Consider the following 18,181-nt stretch of genomic DNA (forward strand, 5'->3'; position numbering starts at 1 on the left):
GGCCCTCGCGCCGGGGGCCCGGTGCTCGGCGGCCCGCTCGCCGTGGGCCCTCGCGCCGGGGGCCCGGTGCTCGGCGGCCCGCTCGCCGTGGGCCCTCGCGCCGGGGGGCCGGTGCTCGGCGGCCCGCTCGCCGTGGGCCCTCGCGCCGGGGGCCCGGTGCTCGGCGGCCCGCTCGCCGTGGGCCCTCGCGCCGGGGGCCCGGTGCTCGGCGGCCCGCTCGCCGTGGGCCCACGCACCGGTGGCCCGGTGCTCGGCGGACTGCTCGCCGCGAGCCATCGCCCCGGGGGGCCGGGGTCTTTGGGGGCGGAGCCCTTAACGGGCGAGAGCCCCGCGGCCGGTCGGCGTCAGGGCACGTGGCCGTAGGGCGTCCTCGGCGAACCGGACGCCGGAGGGTCCGGGGTACCGGGCAGAGCCGTCATCCGACGCACCGCGCAATCTTTCGACAGCACCGCCGCAGGCGGTACGCACCACCTCAAGGAGACTCGTGAAACCCGGACCGGACATTCTCATCGTCGGCGGCGGCCTCGGCGGCGTGGCGGCGGCACTCGCCGCGTGCCGCGCCGGGCGCGGCGTCGTACTGACCGAGGAGACCGACTGGATCGGCGGCCAGCTCACCTCGCAGGCCGTCCCGCCGGACGAGCACCCGTGGGTGGAACAGTTCGGCACCACCGCCTCGTACCGCCACCTGCGGGAATCCATCAGGTCGTACTACCGCCAGTGGTACCCGATGCGCTCGGAGGCGCTGGCCCTCACCGAGCTGAACCCCGGCGCCGGACGGGTCAGCAAGCTCTGCCACGAGCCGCGCGTCGGCCTCGCCGTGCTGGAGTCGATGCTCGCGCCGCACCTCGCGTCCGGCCGCCTCACGCTGCTGACCGAGCACCGCCCGGTCGCGGCGGCGGCCGAGGACGACACCGTACGGTCCGTCACGGTGGAGAGCCTGCGCGACGGCAGCCGCCGCACCATCGCGGCGCGGTACGTGATCGACGCGACCGAGACCGGCGAACTGCTGGAGCTGGCCGGTGTCGAACACGCCGTCGGCGCCGAGTCGCGCGACGAATTCGGCGAGCCGCACGCCCCGGAGACCGCCGACCCGCTCAACCAGCAGGGCATCACGGTGTGCTTCGCGCTCTCGCACCACGAGGGCGAGGACCACACCATCGACAAGCCCGCCGACTACGAGTTCTGGCGGGACTACCGCCCCGACTTCTGGCCGGGCCCGCTGCTCGGCTTCCTCGCCCCCGACCCGCGCACGCTCGAAGCGGTGCCGCGCACCTTCGTCCCCAACCCCGACCTCGACCCGCTCGACGTCAACGCCGACCAGTCGGAGGACGCGGGCGACAAGGAGCTGTGGGGCTTCCGCCGCATTCTGGCCCGCCGGTTGCACCGGCCCGGCGCCTTCGACTCCGACATCACGCTCGTCAACTGGCCGCTCAACGACTACTGGCTCAAGCCGCTGATCGGCGCGGGCCCCGAGACCTCGGCCCAGGCCGTGGCCGAGGCGCGGCAGCTGTCGCTGTCCGTCCTGTACTGGCTCCAGACCGAGGCGCCGCGCGCCGACGGCGGCAAGGGCTTCCCCGGACTCAGGCTCCGCCCCGACATCACCGGCACCGCGGACGGCCTGGCCAAGGCGCCGTACGTCCGCGAGTCCCGCCGGATCAAGGCCGTCACCACCATCACCGAGCAGGACCTCGCGATCGACCTCGTCGGCCCGCACGGCGGCACCACGTACCGCGACTCGGTCGGCGTCGGCGGCTACCGCATCGACCTGCACCCGTCCACCGGAGGTGACAACTACATCGACATCGGCTCGGTGCCGTTCGAGATCCCGCTCGGCGCGCTCATCCCGCGCAGGGTCCGCAATCTGCTGCCCGCGGGCAAGAACATCGGCACCACCCACATCACCAACGGCTGCTACCGGCTGCACCCGGTGGAGTGGAACATCGGCGAGGTCGCCGGTGCCCTCGCCGCCCACTGCCTCGCCGAAGGCGTGGAACCGCACCGGGTCCAGGCCGAGGACAAGCGGTTCGACGCGTTCGCCGCCGTGCTCGACCGCGCCGGGATCCAGCGCCACTGGCCCGACGTGCGCGGCTACTGAGCAGGACCTGCCGCCCCCAAGGGAGAACGGCCGGACGGAAGCAGCTCCACCTGCCCCGCCCGGCCCACCGCCCGCGTATTCGCCAACACTGCACAAGGAGGTGCCCAGACCATGACCACCCACCGTATCCGCGTCGGCATCGACGTGGGCGGGACCTTCACCGACGCCGTGGCCGTAGACGCCGCGACCCTCGAACTCCGGGGGCAGGTGAAAGTGCCCACCAGCCACCACCACGAGGACGGCGTAGCCCACGGCATCGTCGAAGCGCTCGACCGCCTGCTGGAGCAGACCGGGAACGCCCCTGAGGACGTCGCCTTCCTGGCCCACGGTACGACCCAGGCTACCAACGCCCTCCTGGAGGGTGACGTCGCCACCGTCGGCCTGATCGGCATCGGTACGGGTCCGGGGGCCGCGTTCACCCGTCGGCTCGCGTCCTTCCGCAACCTCGAACTCACCCCCGGCAAGCGGCTCCCGCTGCACTACGCCCATGTCGCCGACCCCGACGACGCGGCCGATGTGCGCAGGGCCGTCGACGAGGTCGTACGGGAAGGCGCCGAAGTCCTCGTCGCCAGCCAGCCGTTCAGCGTCGACCGCCCCGAGGGCGAGGAGGCCGTGCTCGAAGCGGCCCGCGGCAAGGGCCTGCCGATGACGGCGGCCCACGGGATCACCTCGCTGTACGGGCTCCAGAAGCGGACCCGTACCGCCGTGGTCAACGCCGCGATCCTGCCGCGCATGCTCGCCACCGCCGACCTGGTCGACGCGGCCATCACCAAGGCGGGCGTCACGTCCCCGCTCATGGTGATGCGCTGCGACGGCGGCGTGATGTCGCTGGACGAGATGCGGCGCAGGCCGCTGCTGACCGTCCTGTCGGGACCCGCGGCCGGCGTCGCGGGCGCCCTGATGCAGGAGCGGATCAGCGAGGGCCTGTTCCTGGAGACCGGCGGCACCTCGACCGACATCAGCGTCGTACGGCGCGGCAAGGTCGCCGTCCGGCACGCCACGATCCTCGGCAAGACGTCCTATCTGTCCGCGCTCGACGTGCGGACGGTCGGCGTCGGCGGCGGGTCCATGGTCAGGATCAGCGGCGGTACGGGCGGTACGGGCGGTACGGGCGGTACGGGCGGTACGGGCAGGACCGGCGGCTCCGGCGGCTCCGGCGGGACGGGCGGCTCCGGCGGGACCGGCGGCTCCGGCCGGAAGGTCACCGCGGTCGGACCGCGCAGCGCCCACATCGCGGGCCTGCCGTACGCCTGCTTCGCCGACCCCGACGACCTGCGCGACGCCACGCTCGCCACGGTCAGCCCGCTCGCCGACGACCCCGCCGACTACGCGGTCCTCGACGCCGCGGGCGGCCGGTTCGCGATCACCATGACCTGCGCGGCCAACGCGCTCGGCCGGGTCCCCGAGGGCGACTTCGCCCGCTCGGACCAGGAGACGGCCAAGGCCGCGCTGGCGCCGCTGGCCGCCGCGCTCGGCGTGGACGTCGCCACCGCCGCGACCCAGGTGCTCGACGCCGGTACGGCCCAGGTGAAGGCCGTGGTCGACACCCTGATCTCCGAGTACCGCCTGGACAAGGACAACGCCGTCCTGGTCGGCGGGGGCGGCGGCGCCGCGTCCGTGACACCGCACCTGGCCGTCGTCTGCGAACGCGAGGGCAGGATCGCCGCCCACAGCGAGGTCATCAGCCCCATCGGGGTCGCCCTCGCGCTGGTCCGCGAGCAGATCGAGCGGATCATCCCGGGCGCCGGACAGGAACAGATCCTGGCCGTACGGGCCGAGGCGGAACGCGCGGTCGTCGCCCAGGGCGCCGCCGCTGACGGCGTCGAGGTCGAGGTCACCGTCGACCCGCAGACCAGCACCGTACGCGCGGTCGCCACCGGCGCCACCGAACTGCGTACCCAGGACCGGGCCCACCGCGCCGACGACGGGGAACGGCTGCGCGCCGCCGCCGCCAGCCTCAAGGCCGACCCCGCCGAGGTGCGGGTGCTCGCGGGCACGCCCTCGCACACCGTGTACGGCACGGAGCTGCGCCGCCGGTACCGCGCCACCCGCCACCCCGTGCGGGTCGTGGACGCCGACGGAGTGGTCCGGCTGCACTCGCCCGACGCCCGCGTCGAGACCACCACGGCGGGCGCCGCGCCCCAAGTCCTCGCCACGCTCGTGGACGAGGTCACCTCGTACGGCGACGGCGGGGTCCGCGCGCCCGCGCTGCGGCTGCTCATCGGGTCCCGGATCTCCGACCTGTCGGGCGTCGTGGAACCGCAGTCGCTGCTCGCGCTCGCCCGCAGCGAACTGAGCAGCCGCGCTGCCGACGAGCCGGTGGTGGCCGTTGTGGAGGCACGGACATGACGGCATCCGTCCTGACCCGTACGCCCGACCTGGCCGCGCTGCGCCGCCTCGCCGACCTGGACGACGTCGAGTTCGGCGTGCGGCTGCTCGCGGGCACCCCGACCCACGAGGGCCGCGACCCCGCGCTGCTGCGTCAATGGGCCCGCGCGGCGGCCGAGTTCGGTGCCGCGCTCGCACCCGTCGCCTGCGCGGCGGACGTCGTGGAGAGCGACGGCGGCCTGGAAATGGGCCTGTTGGCGCGCTACACCTCGCGGCCCGACGCCATCGAGCTGTTCACCGACACGATCGCGGCGGCCGACGGCCTCGCGGAGCGGCTCGGCTGGCGCGACTGGTACCCGGCCGGTTCCGTCCGCGCCGCGGCCGTCGCCCACGAGGCCGCGCACGCGCGGCTCCACCACGGGCCGGCCAAGGCCGAGTTGAGGCGCGCGCTCGGCCATGTCGTGCTGCGGCTCGGCAGCCGCCGCTGGTACGGGCACGTCGCCGGCGCCGACGAGATCGCGGCGCACGCGTACGCCCGTACGGTCTGCGGTCTCGGCCGCAGTCCGCTGCTGCTGACGGCGGCGCTCGCCGAGTGGGTGACCGCGTCGCCGCAGACACGCGCCCCTGGGGCGACCACCCCGCAAACACGTACCCCGCAAACACGTACCCCGCAAACACGTACCCCGCAAACACGGACCCCGCGGAGACGTACCCCGCAAACACGTACCCCGCGGAGACGCACACCGCACGGAAGAGAGAAGTGACGCCATGGGTGTCGTCATTCTGCTGATCATGGCGGCGGGTGTCGCCGCGATGCTCACCCGCAAGCTCCCCACGGCCTTCGCGCTCATCCTGCTGGCCGTCGCCATCGCCCTGGTCTCCGGGGCGCCGCTGACCGGCAAGAACAGCGTGCTGGACACGGTGCTCCAGGAGGGCGCCCCGGCGCTGGCCGCCACCATGATCGCGATCCTGCTCGGGTCGTGGCTCGGCAAGCTGCTGGACGAGACGGGCATCGCGGGCACCCTCGTCCGCAAGATCGTCGAATTCGGCGGCGACCGGCCCGTGGTGGTCGCGCTCGGCGTACTGGCCGTCTCCACGCTGGTCGGCACGGTCACCGGCTCGGCGCCCGCCGCGATGCTCGCGGGCATCATCGGCATCCCCGCGATGATCGCCGTCGGCATCCCCAAGGCCACCGCCGCGGGCACGATCCTGATGGGCATCGCCGCCGGCATGCCGTTCGAACTGCCCGTCTGGCAGTTCTTCTCCACGGCGCTCGAACTGCCCGTGCACACCGTGCGCGGCTTCATGATCAAGCTGTTCCCGTTCGCGCTGGTCGCCGCGGTCCTCTTCGTTCTGATCGAGAACCGCCGCAAGGGCGTCGAGCACTCCTGGTCCCTCAAGTCGGTGGCCGAGCGGCCCGGGCCGAACTCCGGCACGCGCCGCAAGCAGCTCGGCGACGCGCCCTGGTACGCGCTGTTCACCCCCGCCGTGCCGCTGATCCTCGCGCTCGGCTTCGACATCGCGATCATCCCGTCGCTGCTGGCGGGCGTGCTCTACGCCCTGGTCACCACCACCCGGCCGCGCGAGATGAACAAGCGGCTGCTGCGTACGCTCTACGCCGGATTCGAGGTCGCGGCGCCGCCGATCACGCTCTTCATCTCCATCGGCATCCTGCTGGCCGCGGTGAAACTGCCCGGCGCGGTCGACGCGCTCGAACCGCTGGTGAAGGCCGTCAGCCCGCAGAACGCCGTGCTGTTCGTCCTGGTCTTCACCGTGCTCGTGCCGCTGTGCCTCTACCGCGGGCCGCTGAACGTGTTCGGTCTCGGCGCGGGCATCGCCGGGGTCCTGATCGCCGCGGGCGTGTATCCGGCGATCGCCGTCCTCGGCCTGACCACCTCGTACAACCAGGTCTTCGGCGTCGCCGACCCGACCAGTACGCAGACGGTCTGGGCCGCTCAGTACGCGGGCGTCACCCCGCAGACGGTGATGGTCCGCACGCTGCCGTACGTCTGGTGCGTCGCGCTCGGCGGCTTCTGCGTCACGGCCGTGCAGTACCTCTGAGCGGCTCGTCCGCGTTCCTTCGTACGTCCCGTACTTCCTTTCCGCTTCCCGCACTTCCCGTACTTCTGCCCTTTCCGACATCCCTCCGGGACGGAGTTCCCCATGTCAGAGCAGCAGAACCCGCAGAGTCCGCAGAGCCCGAGCCGTCGCGTCATCCTGCGCGGGGCCGTCGCCACCTCCGCCGCCCTCGCCGTGGGCACGACGGCGGGCACGGCGACGGCCTCGGCCGCCACCCCCGGCGGATTCCCCGACTACCGTTACGTCAAGACCCTTCTGACGCCGTCTCAGCTCGCGTACAACCCGACCGGCGAGATCATCTTCCCGTGCATACGCGGCACGGTCGGCCGCCTCACCGCGCCGCTCGGCCGCTACTACCTCTACTACGCGCCGCACGACGCCCCCGGCGGCGTCTGCCTCGCCTACGGCGACCACATCGAGGGCCCGTTCACGGAGTACGCGGGCAACCCGGTCGTCTCCCGCACGTGGTCGCCCCACTACTCGGTCAGCCATGTCTCGTCGCCGCACGTCATATGGGTCGAAGGCGCCAAGGAGATGTGGCTCTACTTCCACGGCGAGAACACCACGACCCGGCTCGCCCGCTCCAAGGACGGCATCCACTTCACGTACGACAAGGTGGTCCTGTCGACCTCGATGCTGCCGTCCGGCACCACCGAGACCTCGTACGCCCGGGTCTTCGCCCACGAACTCCCCGCGAAGAACGCCCACTTCGTCATGCTGTTCATGCTGAACAACACCACCAACCACCGTGACATCGGCTGGGGCTGGTCGGCGGACGCCCGCAACTGGACCTTCTCCCAGACGCCCCTCATCCGCCACACCGACGTCGGCGCGGGCGACGTCGGCGGCCCCCACCTGCTCACCCGCGACGGCAGCGCGTACGTCACCTACAACAAGGACAAGGCGCACGGCGGCGACCTGATGATCACCGAGGTCGGCAACGACTTCAGCCTCCGCAAGCACCTCGGCGTCTTCTTCAACTCCTCCGACGGAGCCCCCGACAACGGCCGCAGCGCCGCCCCCAGCTTCGGCACCGAGAACGGCGTCCCCTACATGGTCTACGAGTCCGGCGAACGCCTGGCCGGCAAAATCGCCGTAGCCCGCGGCTGACCCCCGCCCCCCACCCGCCCCCACCCCGAACCGAGCCCGGCCCCGACGCACATCGCGCCGGGGCCGGACTCGTCGGACCGAGATCTGTGGTGCCCCCAACGGGATTCGAACCCGTGCTACCGCCTTGAAAGGGCGGCGTCCTGGGCCACTAGACGATGAGGGCTGGATGGCCGACCGTGGGCGCCGAGGCGCACGTCGGGGACGGGTGCAGCATATGGGATGGGCCGGGGGTTCGCCAAAACGCTTTTCGCGGCGGGGTGGCGGACAATGGGCAGCGTGCTGGAGATGACGCGTGAGGAGTTCGAAGAGCTGGTCGGGGAGGCGCTCGACCGGATTCCCGGCGAGCTGACCCGGCTGATGGACAACGTGGCGGTCTTCGTGGAGGACGAGCCCGCGCCGGGGGAGCCGGACCTGCTCGGGCTGTACGAGGGGACGCCGCTGACCGAGCGCGGCGAGTGGTACGCCGGGGTGCTGCCGGACCGGATCACCGTCTACCGGGGCCCGACGCTGCGGATGTGCGCCACGCGCGAGGAGGTCGTCGCCGAGACGGAGGTGACCGTCGTGCACGAGATCGCCCACCACTTCGGCATCGACGACGAGCGGCTGCACGCCCTGGGGTACGGATGACGGTTTCGGGGGCCCTTTCGCGCTGACGGCCGCGGGCGGCGGCCCGGCTGCGCGCCACGGGTGACGCCAGGGACGCGGGGCGTGTCCTGGCGGGAGGCGCGGCGTTGGACACGGCGATCCGACCGCCGACCGGTGCGTACGGACGTGCGGCGGTACGACGACCGTACGACCGTACGCGTCCGCCTGTACCGAGCCCGAGGTGCGTACACGTGCTCCCTGCCCCAGACCGCCCCCGCGACCCCCGCCGCGACCGGGCCCGAGCCGTCCGTACGGGGCTGCGGTCCGCCGTCCTCGTCACGCTGGTGGCCGCCGGGGTCGCGGCGTGCGTGAGCGCGGGGAGCGAGTCCGACCCCAAGGCGCCGAAGCACGCGCCCGGCGTGAGCGCGGGGACCGTCGCGGACGGTTCGCGGGTCCCGCAGGGCGCGGGCGACCCGCACCGCGGCGGCGGCCCGATGTCCCCGTCCCCGTCCGTCACCGGTACGGCCTCGCCCGGCGACACGCGGGCCCCCGCGACGCCCCGGGCGGGCGGCGCGGGCGGCGGCCCGGCAGGACCCGGCGGCGTACCGACCGCGTCCGACGGCACCTCGGCGCCCCAGCCGACCGCCCAGCCCTCGCCGACGGCCTCCCAGCCGACCGGCCAGCCGACGACGGACGCGCCGACCGCGCCGCCGACCACCGACCCGCCGACCGCCAGCCCCAGCTCCGACCCCAGCGGGTCGCCCGACCCGAGCGCCGAACGGCGCGGGGACCGCCGCGACCGCTGACCGCATCGTGGCGGTATCGCCGCTGGTCAGCGCCCGGTCCGAAAGGCGATTGGCAAAGGCGCCGACAGATGCGTATGCTGGTAGATCGTTTGATCCCACTGCCTGGCGCCTGATCCGATGTGCGCCGCGTGGCGCGTTCCTTTTCTCCTGTGGCTGACCGCATCGAGGCGGTTGTAAGCAACCTACGGAGCTGGCGCGTGCCGTAAGTCTCCGAGAGGTTTAGCTTCAGCATGTCCATTGACAGTGCCGACCGTTCCGTCATGCCCGAGAACGACGAGATCCTCGCCGTAGCGGACGTGGTGGACATCACCACCGCCGACACCGCAGAGAACACCGACATCACCGACATCACCGGCGCCGACGACGCGACCGACGTCCTCGACACCGGCATCACCACCGGCATCGCCGACGTCATCGACGCGGACACCGAGGCCGAGGCCGACGCCGAGGACGACACCGACGCCGAGCCCACCGTGACCTTCGCCGACCTCGGCCTCGCCGACGGCATCGTCCGCAAGCTCGCGCAGAACGGCGTCACCACCCCCTTCCCGATCCAGGCCGCGACCATCCCGGACGCGCTGGCGGGCCGGGACATCCTGGGCCGCGGCCGTACCGGCTCCGGCAAGACGCTCTCCTTCGGCCTGCCGCTGCTGACCCTGCTGTCCGGCGGCCACACCGAGCGCAAGCGCCCCCGCGGCGTCATCCTCACCCCGACCCGCGAGCTGGCCATGCAGGTGGCCGACGCGCTCCAGCCGTACGGCGACGTCCTCGGCCTGAAGATGAAGGTCGTCTGCGGCGGCACGTCCATGCAGAACCAGATCTACGCGCTGGACCGCGGCGTCGACGTCCTCGTCGCCACCCCCGGCCGGCTGCGCGACCTGATCAACCGCGGCTCCGCCGTGCTCGACCAGGTGCAGATCGCGGTCCTCGACGAGGCCGACCAGATGGCCGACATGGGCTTCCTGCCCGAGGTCACCGAGATCCTCGACCTCATCCCGGCGGGCGGCCAGCGCCTGCTGTTCTCCGCGACGCTGGAGAACGAGATCGACAGCCTCGTCCGGCGCTACCTGGTCGACCCGGTCACCCACGAGGTGGACGCCGCCCAGGGCGCCGTCACCACCATGAGCCACCACGTGCTCGTCGTGAAGCCGAAGGACAAGGCGCCGGTCACCGCCGCCATCGCCGCCCGCAAGGGCCGCACGATCATCTTCGTCCGCACCCAGATGGGCGCCGACCGCGTCGCCGAACAGCTCATCGAGGCCGGTGTCCGCGCCGACGCGCTGCACGGCGGCATGACCCAGGGCGCCCGTACCCGCACCCTTGAGGACTTCAAGGCCGGTCAGGTCAACGTCCTGGTCGCCACCGACGTCGCCGCCCGCGGCATCCACGTCGACGGCATCGGCCTGGTGCTCAACGTCGACCCGGCCGCCGACCACAAGGACTACCTGCACCGCTCGGGCCGTACCGCCCGCGCGGGCGAGTCCGGCACGGTCGTCTCGCTCGCCCTGCCGCACCAGCGCAAGCAGATCTTCCGGCTGATGGAGGACGCGGGCGTCGACGCCTCGCGCCACATCATCGGCGGCGCGGGCGTCTTCGACGAGGACGTCGCCAAGATCACCGGCGCGCGCTCGCTGACCGACGTCCAGGCCGACGCCGTACAGAACGCCGCTCTCCAGGCGGAGCGCGAAGTCGCGGACGTCACGCGTCAGTTGGAGCGGCTCCAGCGCCGCGCGACCGAACTGCGCGAGGAGGCCGACCGCCTCACCGCCCGTTCGGCCCGCGAGCGCGGCGAGGACCCGGAGGAGGCGGTGGCCGCCAAGGCCGCCGAACTCGCCGCCGAGGCCGCCGCGTTGGCCGCCGCCGCCCCGGCCCCCGTGCCGGAGCAGCGCGAGGACCGCCGCGACGACCGCGGCAACTTCGACCGCCGCAACGACCGTTCGTCCTACGGCAACCGCGACTCCCGTCCCTCGTACGGCAACCGTGACGACCGTCGCGACAGCCGCCCGTCGTACGGCAACCGTGACGACCGTCCCTCGTACGGCAACCGTGACGAGCGCCGTGACAGCCGCCCGTCGTACGGCAACCGTGACGGCAACCGCGACTCCCGTCCGTCGTACGGCAACCGCGACGGCAACCGTGACGACCGCCGTGACAGCCGTCCGTCGTACGGCAACCGTGACGACCGCCGCGGCGACGACCGTCGTGACTCCCGCCCCTCGTACGGCGAGCGCAGCGGCCGTCCGTCCACCCCGTACACCAGCCGCGACAGCCGCGACTCGCGTCCCTCGTACGGCAACCGTGACGACCGCCGTCCCGCGTACAACAGCCGCGACGACCGCGACCGCCCCTTCAACCGCGACCGCCGCGACAGCAGCCGTCCGTCCACGTCGTCCTCGTACGACCGCCGCGACAGCCGCCCCTCCTACGGCGACCGCGACTCGCGTCCCTCGTACGGCAACCGTGACGACCGCCGCGCCCCCGGCGCCGCCCCGGCCGCCGGCTCCTCCTACGACCGCAAGCCCCGCTGGAAGCGCAACGGCTGACCGCTGACCGCTCAGCCGCAGAACGGGCCCGCCCGGTGTGCCATGTGCACACCGGGCGGGCCTGTTTGCGCAGGTGGGGCGAGTGTTAGAGTGCGGTCACTTGCATGGGGGGTACAGCCGGGGGGCTGGGGGGCTTCACCGCAGTGCGCTGACGCGGCCGGACAGGCCGGGGTCCCGCCATGCCGTGTTCTTGATGACCTCAGGAGGAACGGGTGGCACAACGCCCCCGCGCGCACGGTGCTCTCGCCGCGCTCGCCACTTTCGCTCTGGCCGTGTCGTTCGGGGCGGGGACCGGGACGGTGACCACCGCGGCGGCGGCCGACGTACCCGCGGGCGGCGCTCCGACGTCGTTCCAGGCGGCGGTGCCGTGGTCCCCCGACGCCCGGACCGTCTTCGCGGGCGCGTCGGGCGTGCTGCGCAAGTCCCAGGACGGTGAGCACGAGTTCTGGACGCGCTACGCGGACGGCTCGTCCACCGAGGTGCCGCCGGTGGCCAACGACTGGGTCACCGCGAGCCGCGTGTCCATGGGCAGCGACATCCTGACCACACTGAACACGGCGAACGGCGGCAAGCGCCTGCTGCTGCGGGACATGGCCGACGGCGGCACATCGGAGATCGCCATCCCGGCCGGGCAGAATTTCCGGGCGATGGCGGGCAGCGCCGCACTCACCGATTCGGGCGACCGTACGGCGGGGACCTGGCGACTGCACATCCTGCGCGCGGGCGAGCGAGCGGGGGACGCCACGACCGACACCGCGGTGGCCCTGCCGGACGATGTCAACGTCTTCAGCGTGGACGGCGGCGACGACCGGGGCGCGGTGCTCACCTACCGCATGCCGTCGGGCGCGCTCCACATCGGCTACGTCGATCTGGCCGCCGCCGCCTTCCACGCCCTCGGCGACGCTCAGACCGGCACCGCCCACCCCATGCTCCTGCTCACGCCCAACAGGCTTGCCTGGTACTACGGTTCCACCATCCGGTCCGTCGGCCGGGACGACCTCGGCGGCCCGCGGACGACCGCCACGCTTCCCGCCCAGGCGCAGTCGACGCGGCGGTCCGTGAGCCTGGTCGGCGACTCCGCCCTGGTCTCCGACGCCCCGACCGCGACCGCGACGCCGACCGACACCCTCACGCCGTGGGGCGTTCCGGTCGTGGCCGTACCGCTTGCAGGCGGCGCGCCGGTGACCGTACTGCCGCGCTCCACCGGCCGCCTGCTCGCCACCGGCGACGGGCGCGCGCTCGTCGAGGGCGGCGCGGACGCCGCCGACTGGGCGGTACGGGTGCTCGCGGCGGACGGTGGGCCGATCGGCACGGGCGTTCCCGTCCTGCCCATGAGCCCCGCCGCGGTACGGGTCGACGGCATGACGATGGACCGCGGTGTGGTGCGGTACGCCACGGCCGCCGCCCGCTACGACGGCTCGCTCGGCCGGAATCTCTACAGCCAGGAACTCGGCCTCGCCGATGGCCTGCCCACCGGCCCGGCGGTCCCGAAGGGCGCCGTCGCCGCAACCGCCGTCCCCTGCGAGCCCGGCTCGTCCTGCGTCCGGCTCTTCGGCGGCAGTCAGCAACTCAGCTATCTCTCCACCGGTCCCGTCACGGACGGCGGCTACGACACGATCGGCCCGCGTACGACCCCCGGCAAGGGCGGCCGACTGGTCGACGCCTGGGGCCCTTACGTCGCGTACGCCAGCGGCACTCCCGCGCGGCTCTACGTCTTCGACAACAACAGCTCGAACCACACACCGGTCGACCAGCCGCTTTCCGCCGCCACTGTGCGCGGCGACATCCTGTGGCGGCCCACTGCCGCCAAGGGCGTGCTGACCGCCGATGTGATCCGCGAGTTCGGACACGGCCCGAAGCGGACCGTGGTGACCAACGCCCCTTGCGTTCCGACGGAGTTGCAGAGCGCCGGACGCTGGCTGTACTGGTCCTGCGGCCCGACCGGCCCGGCGGGTGCGTACGACCTGACCGCCAACAAGAACGTCGCGCTCCCGAGCGGCACCGCGCTGCTGGGCGACGGCTACCTGGTGCGCCACATCGGCGACCACCTGGTGCTGAACGACTTCCACGGCGGTACGGCCGCCGGCCCCGACCGGACGATCGCCGACCTTCCGGCGGCCTCGCTCACCGACGACCGCGGCTGGCACTGGACGGTCGACCGGTTCGGCGGCGGCGTGGCCTGGGCGGACGATGCGGGCACCTTCCACGTCCTCGGGACCGGGGTGCCCGGCTCGCCGCTGGAGAACGTCGGGGCGGGGGGAGCGTGGTACCCGAGCAGGCCGGTCGGCTCGTGGAAGGTCGACTACATACGGAAGGTGACCGGCGCGCGGGTCGCCACCCGCAGCTTCGGGGCGGTACGGGAGTACCACCTCGCGGCGAACTGGGACGAGCGGACCGACGCCGGCGTCGCCGTGCCCGACGGGCTGTACCGCAGCGAGGTGACCGCGAGGCCCGCCGACGGTCAGGGCCCCGACCTGGCCTTCGACGGGGGAACGCAGTTCGCCCAGCACGGCGCGCCCGTGCCGCACGACTACACCAAGGACGGCTTCCCCGACCTCTTCCTGACGGGCGTCGAAGCGAACCTCGACACCGTCTTCCGGGGCACGGAGAAGGGCGACTTCACGCCGTACCCGCTGCGCATCGCGGGCTGGGGCAAGGGCTCGCTGCTCGTCCCGACCGGTGACGCCGACGGAGACGGAATCAACGACCTGCTGATCCGTACCACCTCCGGTGAACTGCGCCGCCTCCCGGGCCGGTCGGACGGGACCCTTCCCGACATCTCGGGTCCGTCCGTCCTGATCGGTCCCGGCTGGAACATCTACAACGCGATCGTCTCGCCGGGCGACCTGAACCGGGACGGCTTCCCCGACGCGGTGGCCCGGGACGCCGCGGGCGTGCTGTGGCGGTACGACGGCACGTCACGCGGGACCTTCGCCCCGCGGGTCAGGATCGGTCCCGGCTGGAACATCTTCAACAAGATCGTCGGAGCCAACGACCTCAACGGCGACGGCGTGGCGGACCTTCTCGCCCGTGACACCGCGGGCGTGCTGTGGCGCTACGACGGCTCCGGCCGCGGCACCTTCGCGCCGCGCGTGCGGATCGGCGCCGGCTGGCAGATCTACAAGGACATCGTCGGCATCGGCGACCTCTCCCAGGACGGCCGCAACGATGTCCTCGCCGCCGACGCCTCCGGCGTTCTGTACCGCTACGACGGCAGCGGCAAGGGGACGTTCGCGCCGCGGAAGAGCCTCGGGGGGCCGAGGAGCATGGTGAAAGCCCTGTACTAGACGACGCGTGCATGTCATGCCCTGGGTGCGGGAAGCCTGGGGCATGACACCTGAGGACGTCCCTCTCTCCGCCTCTTCCGTACCCCCGGATTCCGCTCCCGTCTCCTCCTCCGTCTCCTCTCCCGTCTCCTCGTCCGTTTCCTCGTCCGTGTCGGACGAGGAGCGGCTCGCGCAGCTCGGCTACACGCAGAATCTGGCGCGCCGGATGTCGGCGTTCTCGAACTACGCGGTCTCGTTCACGATCATCTCGGTGCTGTCCGGCTGTCTGACGCTGTACCTGTTCGGGATGAACACCGGCGGTCCGGCCCTGATCACCTGGGGCTGGGTCGGGGTCGGCCTGATGACGCTGGTCGTCGGGCTGGCGATGGCCGAGATCTGTTCGGCGTACCCGACGTCCGCGGGCCTGTACTTCTGGGCGCACCGGCTGGCCCCGGAGCGCAGCGCCGCCGCGTGGGCGTGGTTCACCGGCTGGTTCAACGTCCTCGGCCAGGTCGCCGTCACCGCGGGCATCGACTTCGGCGCCGCGTCGTTCCTGGGCGCGTATCTGAACCTCCAGTTCGACTTCCGCGTCAGCCCCGGCCGGACGATCCTGCTCTACGCCGCGATCCTGCTCCTGCACGGCCTGCTCAACACCTTCGGCGTACGGATCGTCGCCGTCCTGAACAACGTCAGCGTCTGGTGGCACGTGCTCGGCGTCGGCCTGATCGTCGGCGCGCTCGCCTTCGTGCCCGACCACCACCGCTCGGCGAGCTTCGTGTTCACGCACTACGTGAACAACACCGGCTTCGGCAGCGGCATTTACGTGGTGCTGATCGGCCTGCTGATGGCGCAGTACACCTTCACCGGGTACGACGCCTCCGCGCACATGACCGAGGAGACGCACGACGCCGCCACCGCCGGTCCGCGCGGCATCGTCCGTTCCATCTGGACGTCCTGGATCGCGGGCTTCGTTCTGCTGCTCGGCTTCACCTTCGCGATCCAGTCGTACGACGCCGAGTTGGGCTCACCGACCGGCGCGCCGCCCGCGCAGATCCTGCTCGACGCGCTCGGCGCGACCAGCGGCAAACTCCTGCTGCTCGTCGTCATCGGCGCCCAGCTCTTCTGCGGCATGGCGTCCGTGACCGCCAACAGCCGTATGATCTACGCCTTTTCACGCGACGGCGCGCTGCCCTACTCGCGCGTCTGGCGCACCGTCAGCCCGCGCACCCGTACCCCCGTCGCCGCCGTCTGGCTCGCCGCGGCCGGCGCGCTCTGCCTCGGCCTGCCGTACCTCATCAACGCCACCGCCTACGCCGCCGTCACCTCGATCGCCGTCATCGGCCTCTACATCGCCTACGTCATCCCCACCCTGCTCCGCCTCCGCAAAGGCCCCGCCTTCGAGCCCGGCCCCTGGCACCTCGGCCGCTGGTCCCGCCCCATCGGCGTCGTCGCCGTCGCCTGGGTCGCCCTCATCACCGTCCTCTTCATGCTCCCCCAGCTCTCTCCCATCACCTGGAAGACCTTCAACTACGCCCCCATCGCCGTCCTCGTCGTCCTCGGCTTCGCCACCACCTGGTGGCTCGTCTCCGCCCGCCACTGGTTCCTCCGCCGCCCCACGGACACCCCCCAGCCCTAGGGTCTGTCCGGCGCCAGGCGCCGCCTGGACCGCCCATGATCCGCCGGACAGGCCCTAACCGGTTCGGCCTCCCCCGCAGGTCCCAGCTATGCTGCGGGGAGCGGGCCCTTAGCTCAATTGGCAGAGCAGTGGACTTTTAATCCATTGGTTGTGGGTTCAAGTCCCACAGGGCCTACGGGGTCAGGTCTCGTGACGAGGCGCTGACCTGCGAATTCACGGTGCCCCGGCCGCTCGAAGCGGCCGGGGCACCGTCGCGTGCGAGCCTGCGTGCCAGCGTCGTCGCGTGCTGCGCCATCGCCCTTTTCCACGGCCTGGCGTCCTGTTCGGCGATCTCCCGCCACAGAGTCGCGGTCGCCGTGCCGAACGCCGCGAGGGCCTCGGGCGCCGCGCTGCGCCAGGACGGGAAGCGGGTGGCGAATTCGATCGCGGCCTCGGCCGGGTGGCCAGCCTCCATGAGACGCAGGGCCAGGGCGCCCGGGTCGATCCAGGCGGCGCCGCGCGTCGGCCACGCCCAGTCGACGAGCCGCGCCCGCCCTCCGGCGATCAGGACGTTGTCCGGGGCGAAGTCCGTGTGCAGCAGCGCGTCACCGTCGAAGTGCTGAACGGTGCCTGGCGGCGCGTACTGCGCCCACCGGTCGACGGCCTGTTTGATCTCGACGTCCGCCGGTGCGGTGATCCCTTGCAGTTCGGCGAGCGCCGCTTCCACGAGCGGCAGGTCGGGAGAGCCGGGCGCGTAGTCGGCGTGGCGGCCGTCGATGACCTCGTAGCCGAGGAGGCTCCAGCCGTCCAGCTCCAGGTGCCAGTACAGGTGCGGGCAGGAGGCGGGCAGGTGCGCGGCCACCGCCGCCTCACGGCGCTGCGCACCGACCTGCGGATGGTCGGCCCGGATGCCCTTCACGAAGACGGGGCCGCTGTCCGTGTCGAGCACGCAGCCGAGGCCGGAGTTCATGCCGCCGGGCGCGGTCACCGCCTGGCGCAGGAAGCCGGTCTTGTCGGCGACAGCCTGGCGGACGTCGGCGGGAAGCTGCTCGAAGGGGATACGGGACATGGACACGACGCGCGGTTCCTTGGCTGCGGGGGGAATGGGGGGTGGGCATCTCCTCTGGGGTTAGTACGGTTGATCGTCGCCTGCCGAGCACGAGCACTCTGCTCCTTCGGCCGCTTCGTCAAGGTCGGCGATGATCTGGAACTCGTCGTCGCCGATCGGAGCGACGGTCAGCGGTACCGGCAAAACGCCCCTCGGTTCGGCAGGCGGTCGCAGGCCGATGGCGACCATCACCAGTTCGCGCGGCGGGGCCGGTGCTGCGGTTGGTGGTGTCATGATCCATAACCTCCGTGTTGGCAGTAGAGAACTCTGCGGTCCCCCGCCTCCTGGTAGAGCTTGGCCAGCGGCCGACACGTACGGCACGCGCCGGTCTTCGTACAGCCGGAGCAGCCACCGGTGCGGAGCTGTAGGGACTCGGCGATCGCGCCGAGCCGGGGGAGGGCTTCGACGCCCTCGGCGATGAGGTTCACGCTCGGATCGCGGCCGACCTTGCAGATCGACGCGATGCCGTGCGGGTCGACGTGAAAGAACGTGTGTCCCGCGTTGCAGCCGGTGAAGACGCTCCGGGGCCGCAGGTGGTCGTACGCCTGGGTCGCCAGCGGGTTCGCCGCGCCGTCGATCGTGGGCGACCGTTGGCGGTGACGCCCCGCAGCTCCTCGTAACGGACTTCGGGGATGCGTATGCCCGC

At 72.4% G+C, this 18,181-nt stretch carries 11 protein-coding genes, 2 tRNA genes and 3 pseudogenes; 11 read left to right on the plus strand and 5 right to left on the minus strand.

Features of this window, described 5'->3' with window-relative positions; all coding sequences use genetic code 11:
- A pseudogene (locus ACIP4Z_RS19395) lies at positions 1-276 on the minus strand (hypothetical protein); the annotation flags it as partial.
- Positions 277-484: 208 nt separating this feature from the next.
- Here ACIP4Z_RS19395 and ACIP4Z_RS19400 point away from each other — a divergent pair.
- The 5 genes and pseudogenes from ACIP4Z_RS19400 (at position 485) to ACIP4Z_RS19420 (ending at position 7,612) form a co-directional block, all read left to right on the plus strand.
- A complete protein-coding gene (locus tag ACIP4Z_RS19400; protein ID WP_355336180.1) occupies positions 485-2,095 on the plus strand; it encodes an FAD-dependent oxidoreductase in 1,611 nt (536 codons plus the stop codon).
- A 111-nt stretch (positions 2,096-2,206) separates the two neighbouring features.
- The gene (locus tag ACIP4Z_RS19405; protein WP_401309539.1) at positions 2,207-4,444 is read left to right on the plus strand and encodes a hydantoinase/oxoprolinase family protein; all 2,238 of its coding nucleotides are present in this window, start codon (positions 2,207-2,209) and stop codon (positions 4,442-4,444) included.
- Positions 4,441-5,052 (plus strand): annotated as a pseudogene (locus tag ACIP4Z_RS19410) (hypothetical protein); the annotation flags it as partial. The gene ACIP4Z_RS19405 and the pseudogene ACIP4Z_RS19410, both read left to right, overlap by 4 nt.
- A 139-nt stretch (positions 5,053-5,191) precedes the next feature.
- Positions 5,192-6,484 (plus strand): transporter, encoded by a 1,293-nt coding sequence (locus ACIP4Z_RS19415; protein ID WP_355336186.1) that lies wholly within the window; start codon positions 5,192-5,194, stop codon positions 6,482-6,484.
- Between the two features lie 102 nt (positions 6,485-6,586).
- On the plus strand, positions 6,587-7,612 hold the full coding sequence (locus ACIP4Z_RS19420; RefSeq protein WP_355336188.1) for a hypothetical protein: 1,026 nt from the start codon (positions 6,587-6,589) through the stop codon (positions 7,610-7,612).
- A gap of 87 nt (positions 7,613-7,699) precedes the next feature.
- On the opposite strand, the gene ACIP4Z_RS19425 is transcribed toward ACIP4Z_RS19420, so the two are convergent.
- A tRNA-Glu gene (locus ACIP4Z_RS19425) sits at positions 7,700-7,775 on the minus strand.
- A gap of 113 nt (positions 7,776-7,888) precedes the next feature.
- Here ACIP4Z_RS19425 and ACIP4Z_RS19430 point away from each other — a divergent pair.
- The 6 genes from ACIP4Z_RS19430 to ACIP4Z_RS19455 all read left to right on the plus strand — a co-directional run bounded on the left by ACIP4Z_RS19430 (position 7,889) and on the right by ACIP4Z_RS19455 (position 16,623).
- Positions 7,889-8,239 (plus strand): metallopeptidase family protein, encoded by a 351-nt coding sequence (locus ACIP4Z_RS19430; RefSeq protein WP_355336196.1) that lies wholly within the window; start codon positions 7,889-7,891, stop codon positions 8,237-8,239.
- Positions 8,240-8,448: 209 nt separating this feature from the next.
- Positions 8,449-9,003, plus strand: coding sequence for a hypothetical protein (locus ACIP4Z_RS19435; protein WP_401309543.1), 555 nt, complete (start codon positions 8,449-8,451; stop codon positions 9,001-9,003).
- 230 nt (positions 9,004-9,233) lie between these two features.
- Positions 9,234-11,546 carry a DEAD/DEAH box helicase gene (locus ACIP4Z_RS19440; protein ID WP_401309546.1) on the plus strand — a complete coding sequence of 771 codons (2,313 nt, stop codon included), beginning with the start codon at positions 9,234-9,236 and terminating at the stop codon, positions 11,544-11,546.
- Between the two features lie 212 nt (positions 11,547-11,758).
- Positions 11,759-14,833: an FG-GAP repeat domain-containing protein gene (locus ACIP4Z_RS19445; RefSeq protein WP_401309549.1), complete on the plus strand. Its 3,075-nt coding sequence runs from the start codon at positions 11,759-11,761 to the stop codon at positions 14,831-14,833.
- Positions 14,834-14,876: 43 nt separating this feature from the next.
- Positions 14,877-16,448 carry an amino acid permease gene (locus ACIP4Z_RS19450; RefSeq protein WP_401309552.1) on the plus strand — a complete coding sequence of 524 codons (1,572 nt, stop codon included), beginning with the start codon at positions 14,877-14,879 and terminating at the stop codon, positions 16,446-16,448.
- Positions 16,449-16,550: 102 nt separating this feature from the next.
- Positions 16,551-16,623: transfer RNA gene (locus ACIP4Z_RS19455), tRNA-Lys, on the plus strand.
- Here ACIP4Z_RS19455 and ACIP4Z_RS19460 read toward each other — a convergent pair.
- The 3 genes and pseudogenes from ACIP4Z_RS19460 to ACIP4Z_RS19470 form a co-directional block, all read right to left on the minus strand.
- Positions 16,621-17,496 carry an aminoglycoside phosphotransferase gene (locus ACIP4Z_RS19460; protein WP_401310113.1) on the minus strand — a complete coding sequence of 292 codons (876 nt, stop codon included), beginning with the start codon at positions 17,494-17,496 and terminating at the stop codon, positions 16,621-16,623. The genes ACIP4Z_RS19455 and ACIP4Z_RS19460 overlap by 3 nt on opposite strands.
- Positions 17,497-17,556: 60 nt before the next feature.
- Complete coding sequence (locus ACIP4Z_RS19465; protein WP_401309555.1) at positions 17,557-17,769, minus strand: hypothetical protein; 213 nt, start codon at positions 17,767-17,769, stop codon at positions 17,557-17,559.
- Positions 17,766-18,122, minus strand: a pseudogene (locus tag ACIP4Z_RS19470) (radical SAM protein); the annotation flags it as partial. The pseudogene ACIP4Z_RS19470 and the gene ACIP4Z_RS19465, both read right to left, overlap by 4 nt.
- Positions 18,123-18,181: the final 59 nt, after the last annotated feature.

The organism is Streptomyces sp. NPDC088910, from assembly GCF_044749865.1.
GTDB lineage: Bacteria > Actinomycetota > Actinomycetes > Streptomycetales > Streptomycetaceae > Actinacidiphila.

Excerpts from the sequence above, each read along its gene's own strand:
- ACIP4Z_RS19405 (WP_401309539.1), top strand. The coding sequence starts at position 2,207 with ATGACCACCCACCGTATCCGCGTCGGCATCGACGTGGGCGGGACCTTC.
- ACIP4Z_RS19450 (WP_401309552.1), top strand. The coding sequence starts at position 14,877 with ATGACACCTGAGGACGTCCCTCTCTCCGCCTCTTCCGTACCCCCGGAT.
- ACIP4Z_RS19460 (WP_401310113.1), bottom strand. The coding sequence starts at position 17,496 with ATGTCCCGTATCCCCTTCGAGCAGCTTCCCGCCGACGTCCGCCAGGCT.
- ACIP4Z_RS19415 (WP_355336186.1), top strand. The coding sequence starts at position 5,192 with ATGGGTGTCGTCATTCTGCTGATCATGGCGGCGGGTGTCGCCGCGATG.
- ACIP4Z_RS19440 (WP_401309546.1), top strand. The coding sequence starts at position 9,234 with ATGTCCATTGACAGTGCCGACCGTTCCGTCATGCCCGAGAACGACGAG.
- ACIP4Z_RS19465 (WP_401309555.1), bottom strand. The coding sequence starts at position 17,769 with ATGACACCACCAACCGCAGCACCGGCCCCGCCGCGCGAACTGGTGATG.
- ACIP4Z_RS19420 (WP_355336188.1), top strand. The coding sequence starts at position 6,587 with ATGTCAGAGCAGCAGAACCCGCAGAGTCCGCAGAGCCCGAGCCGTCGC.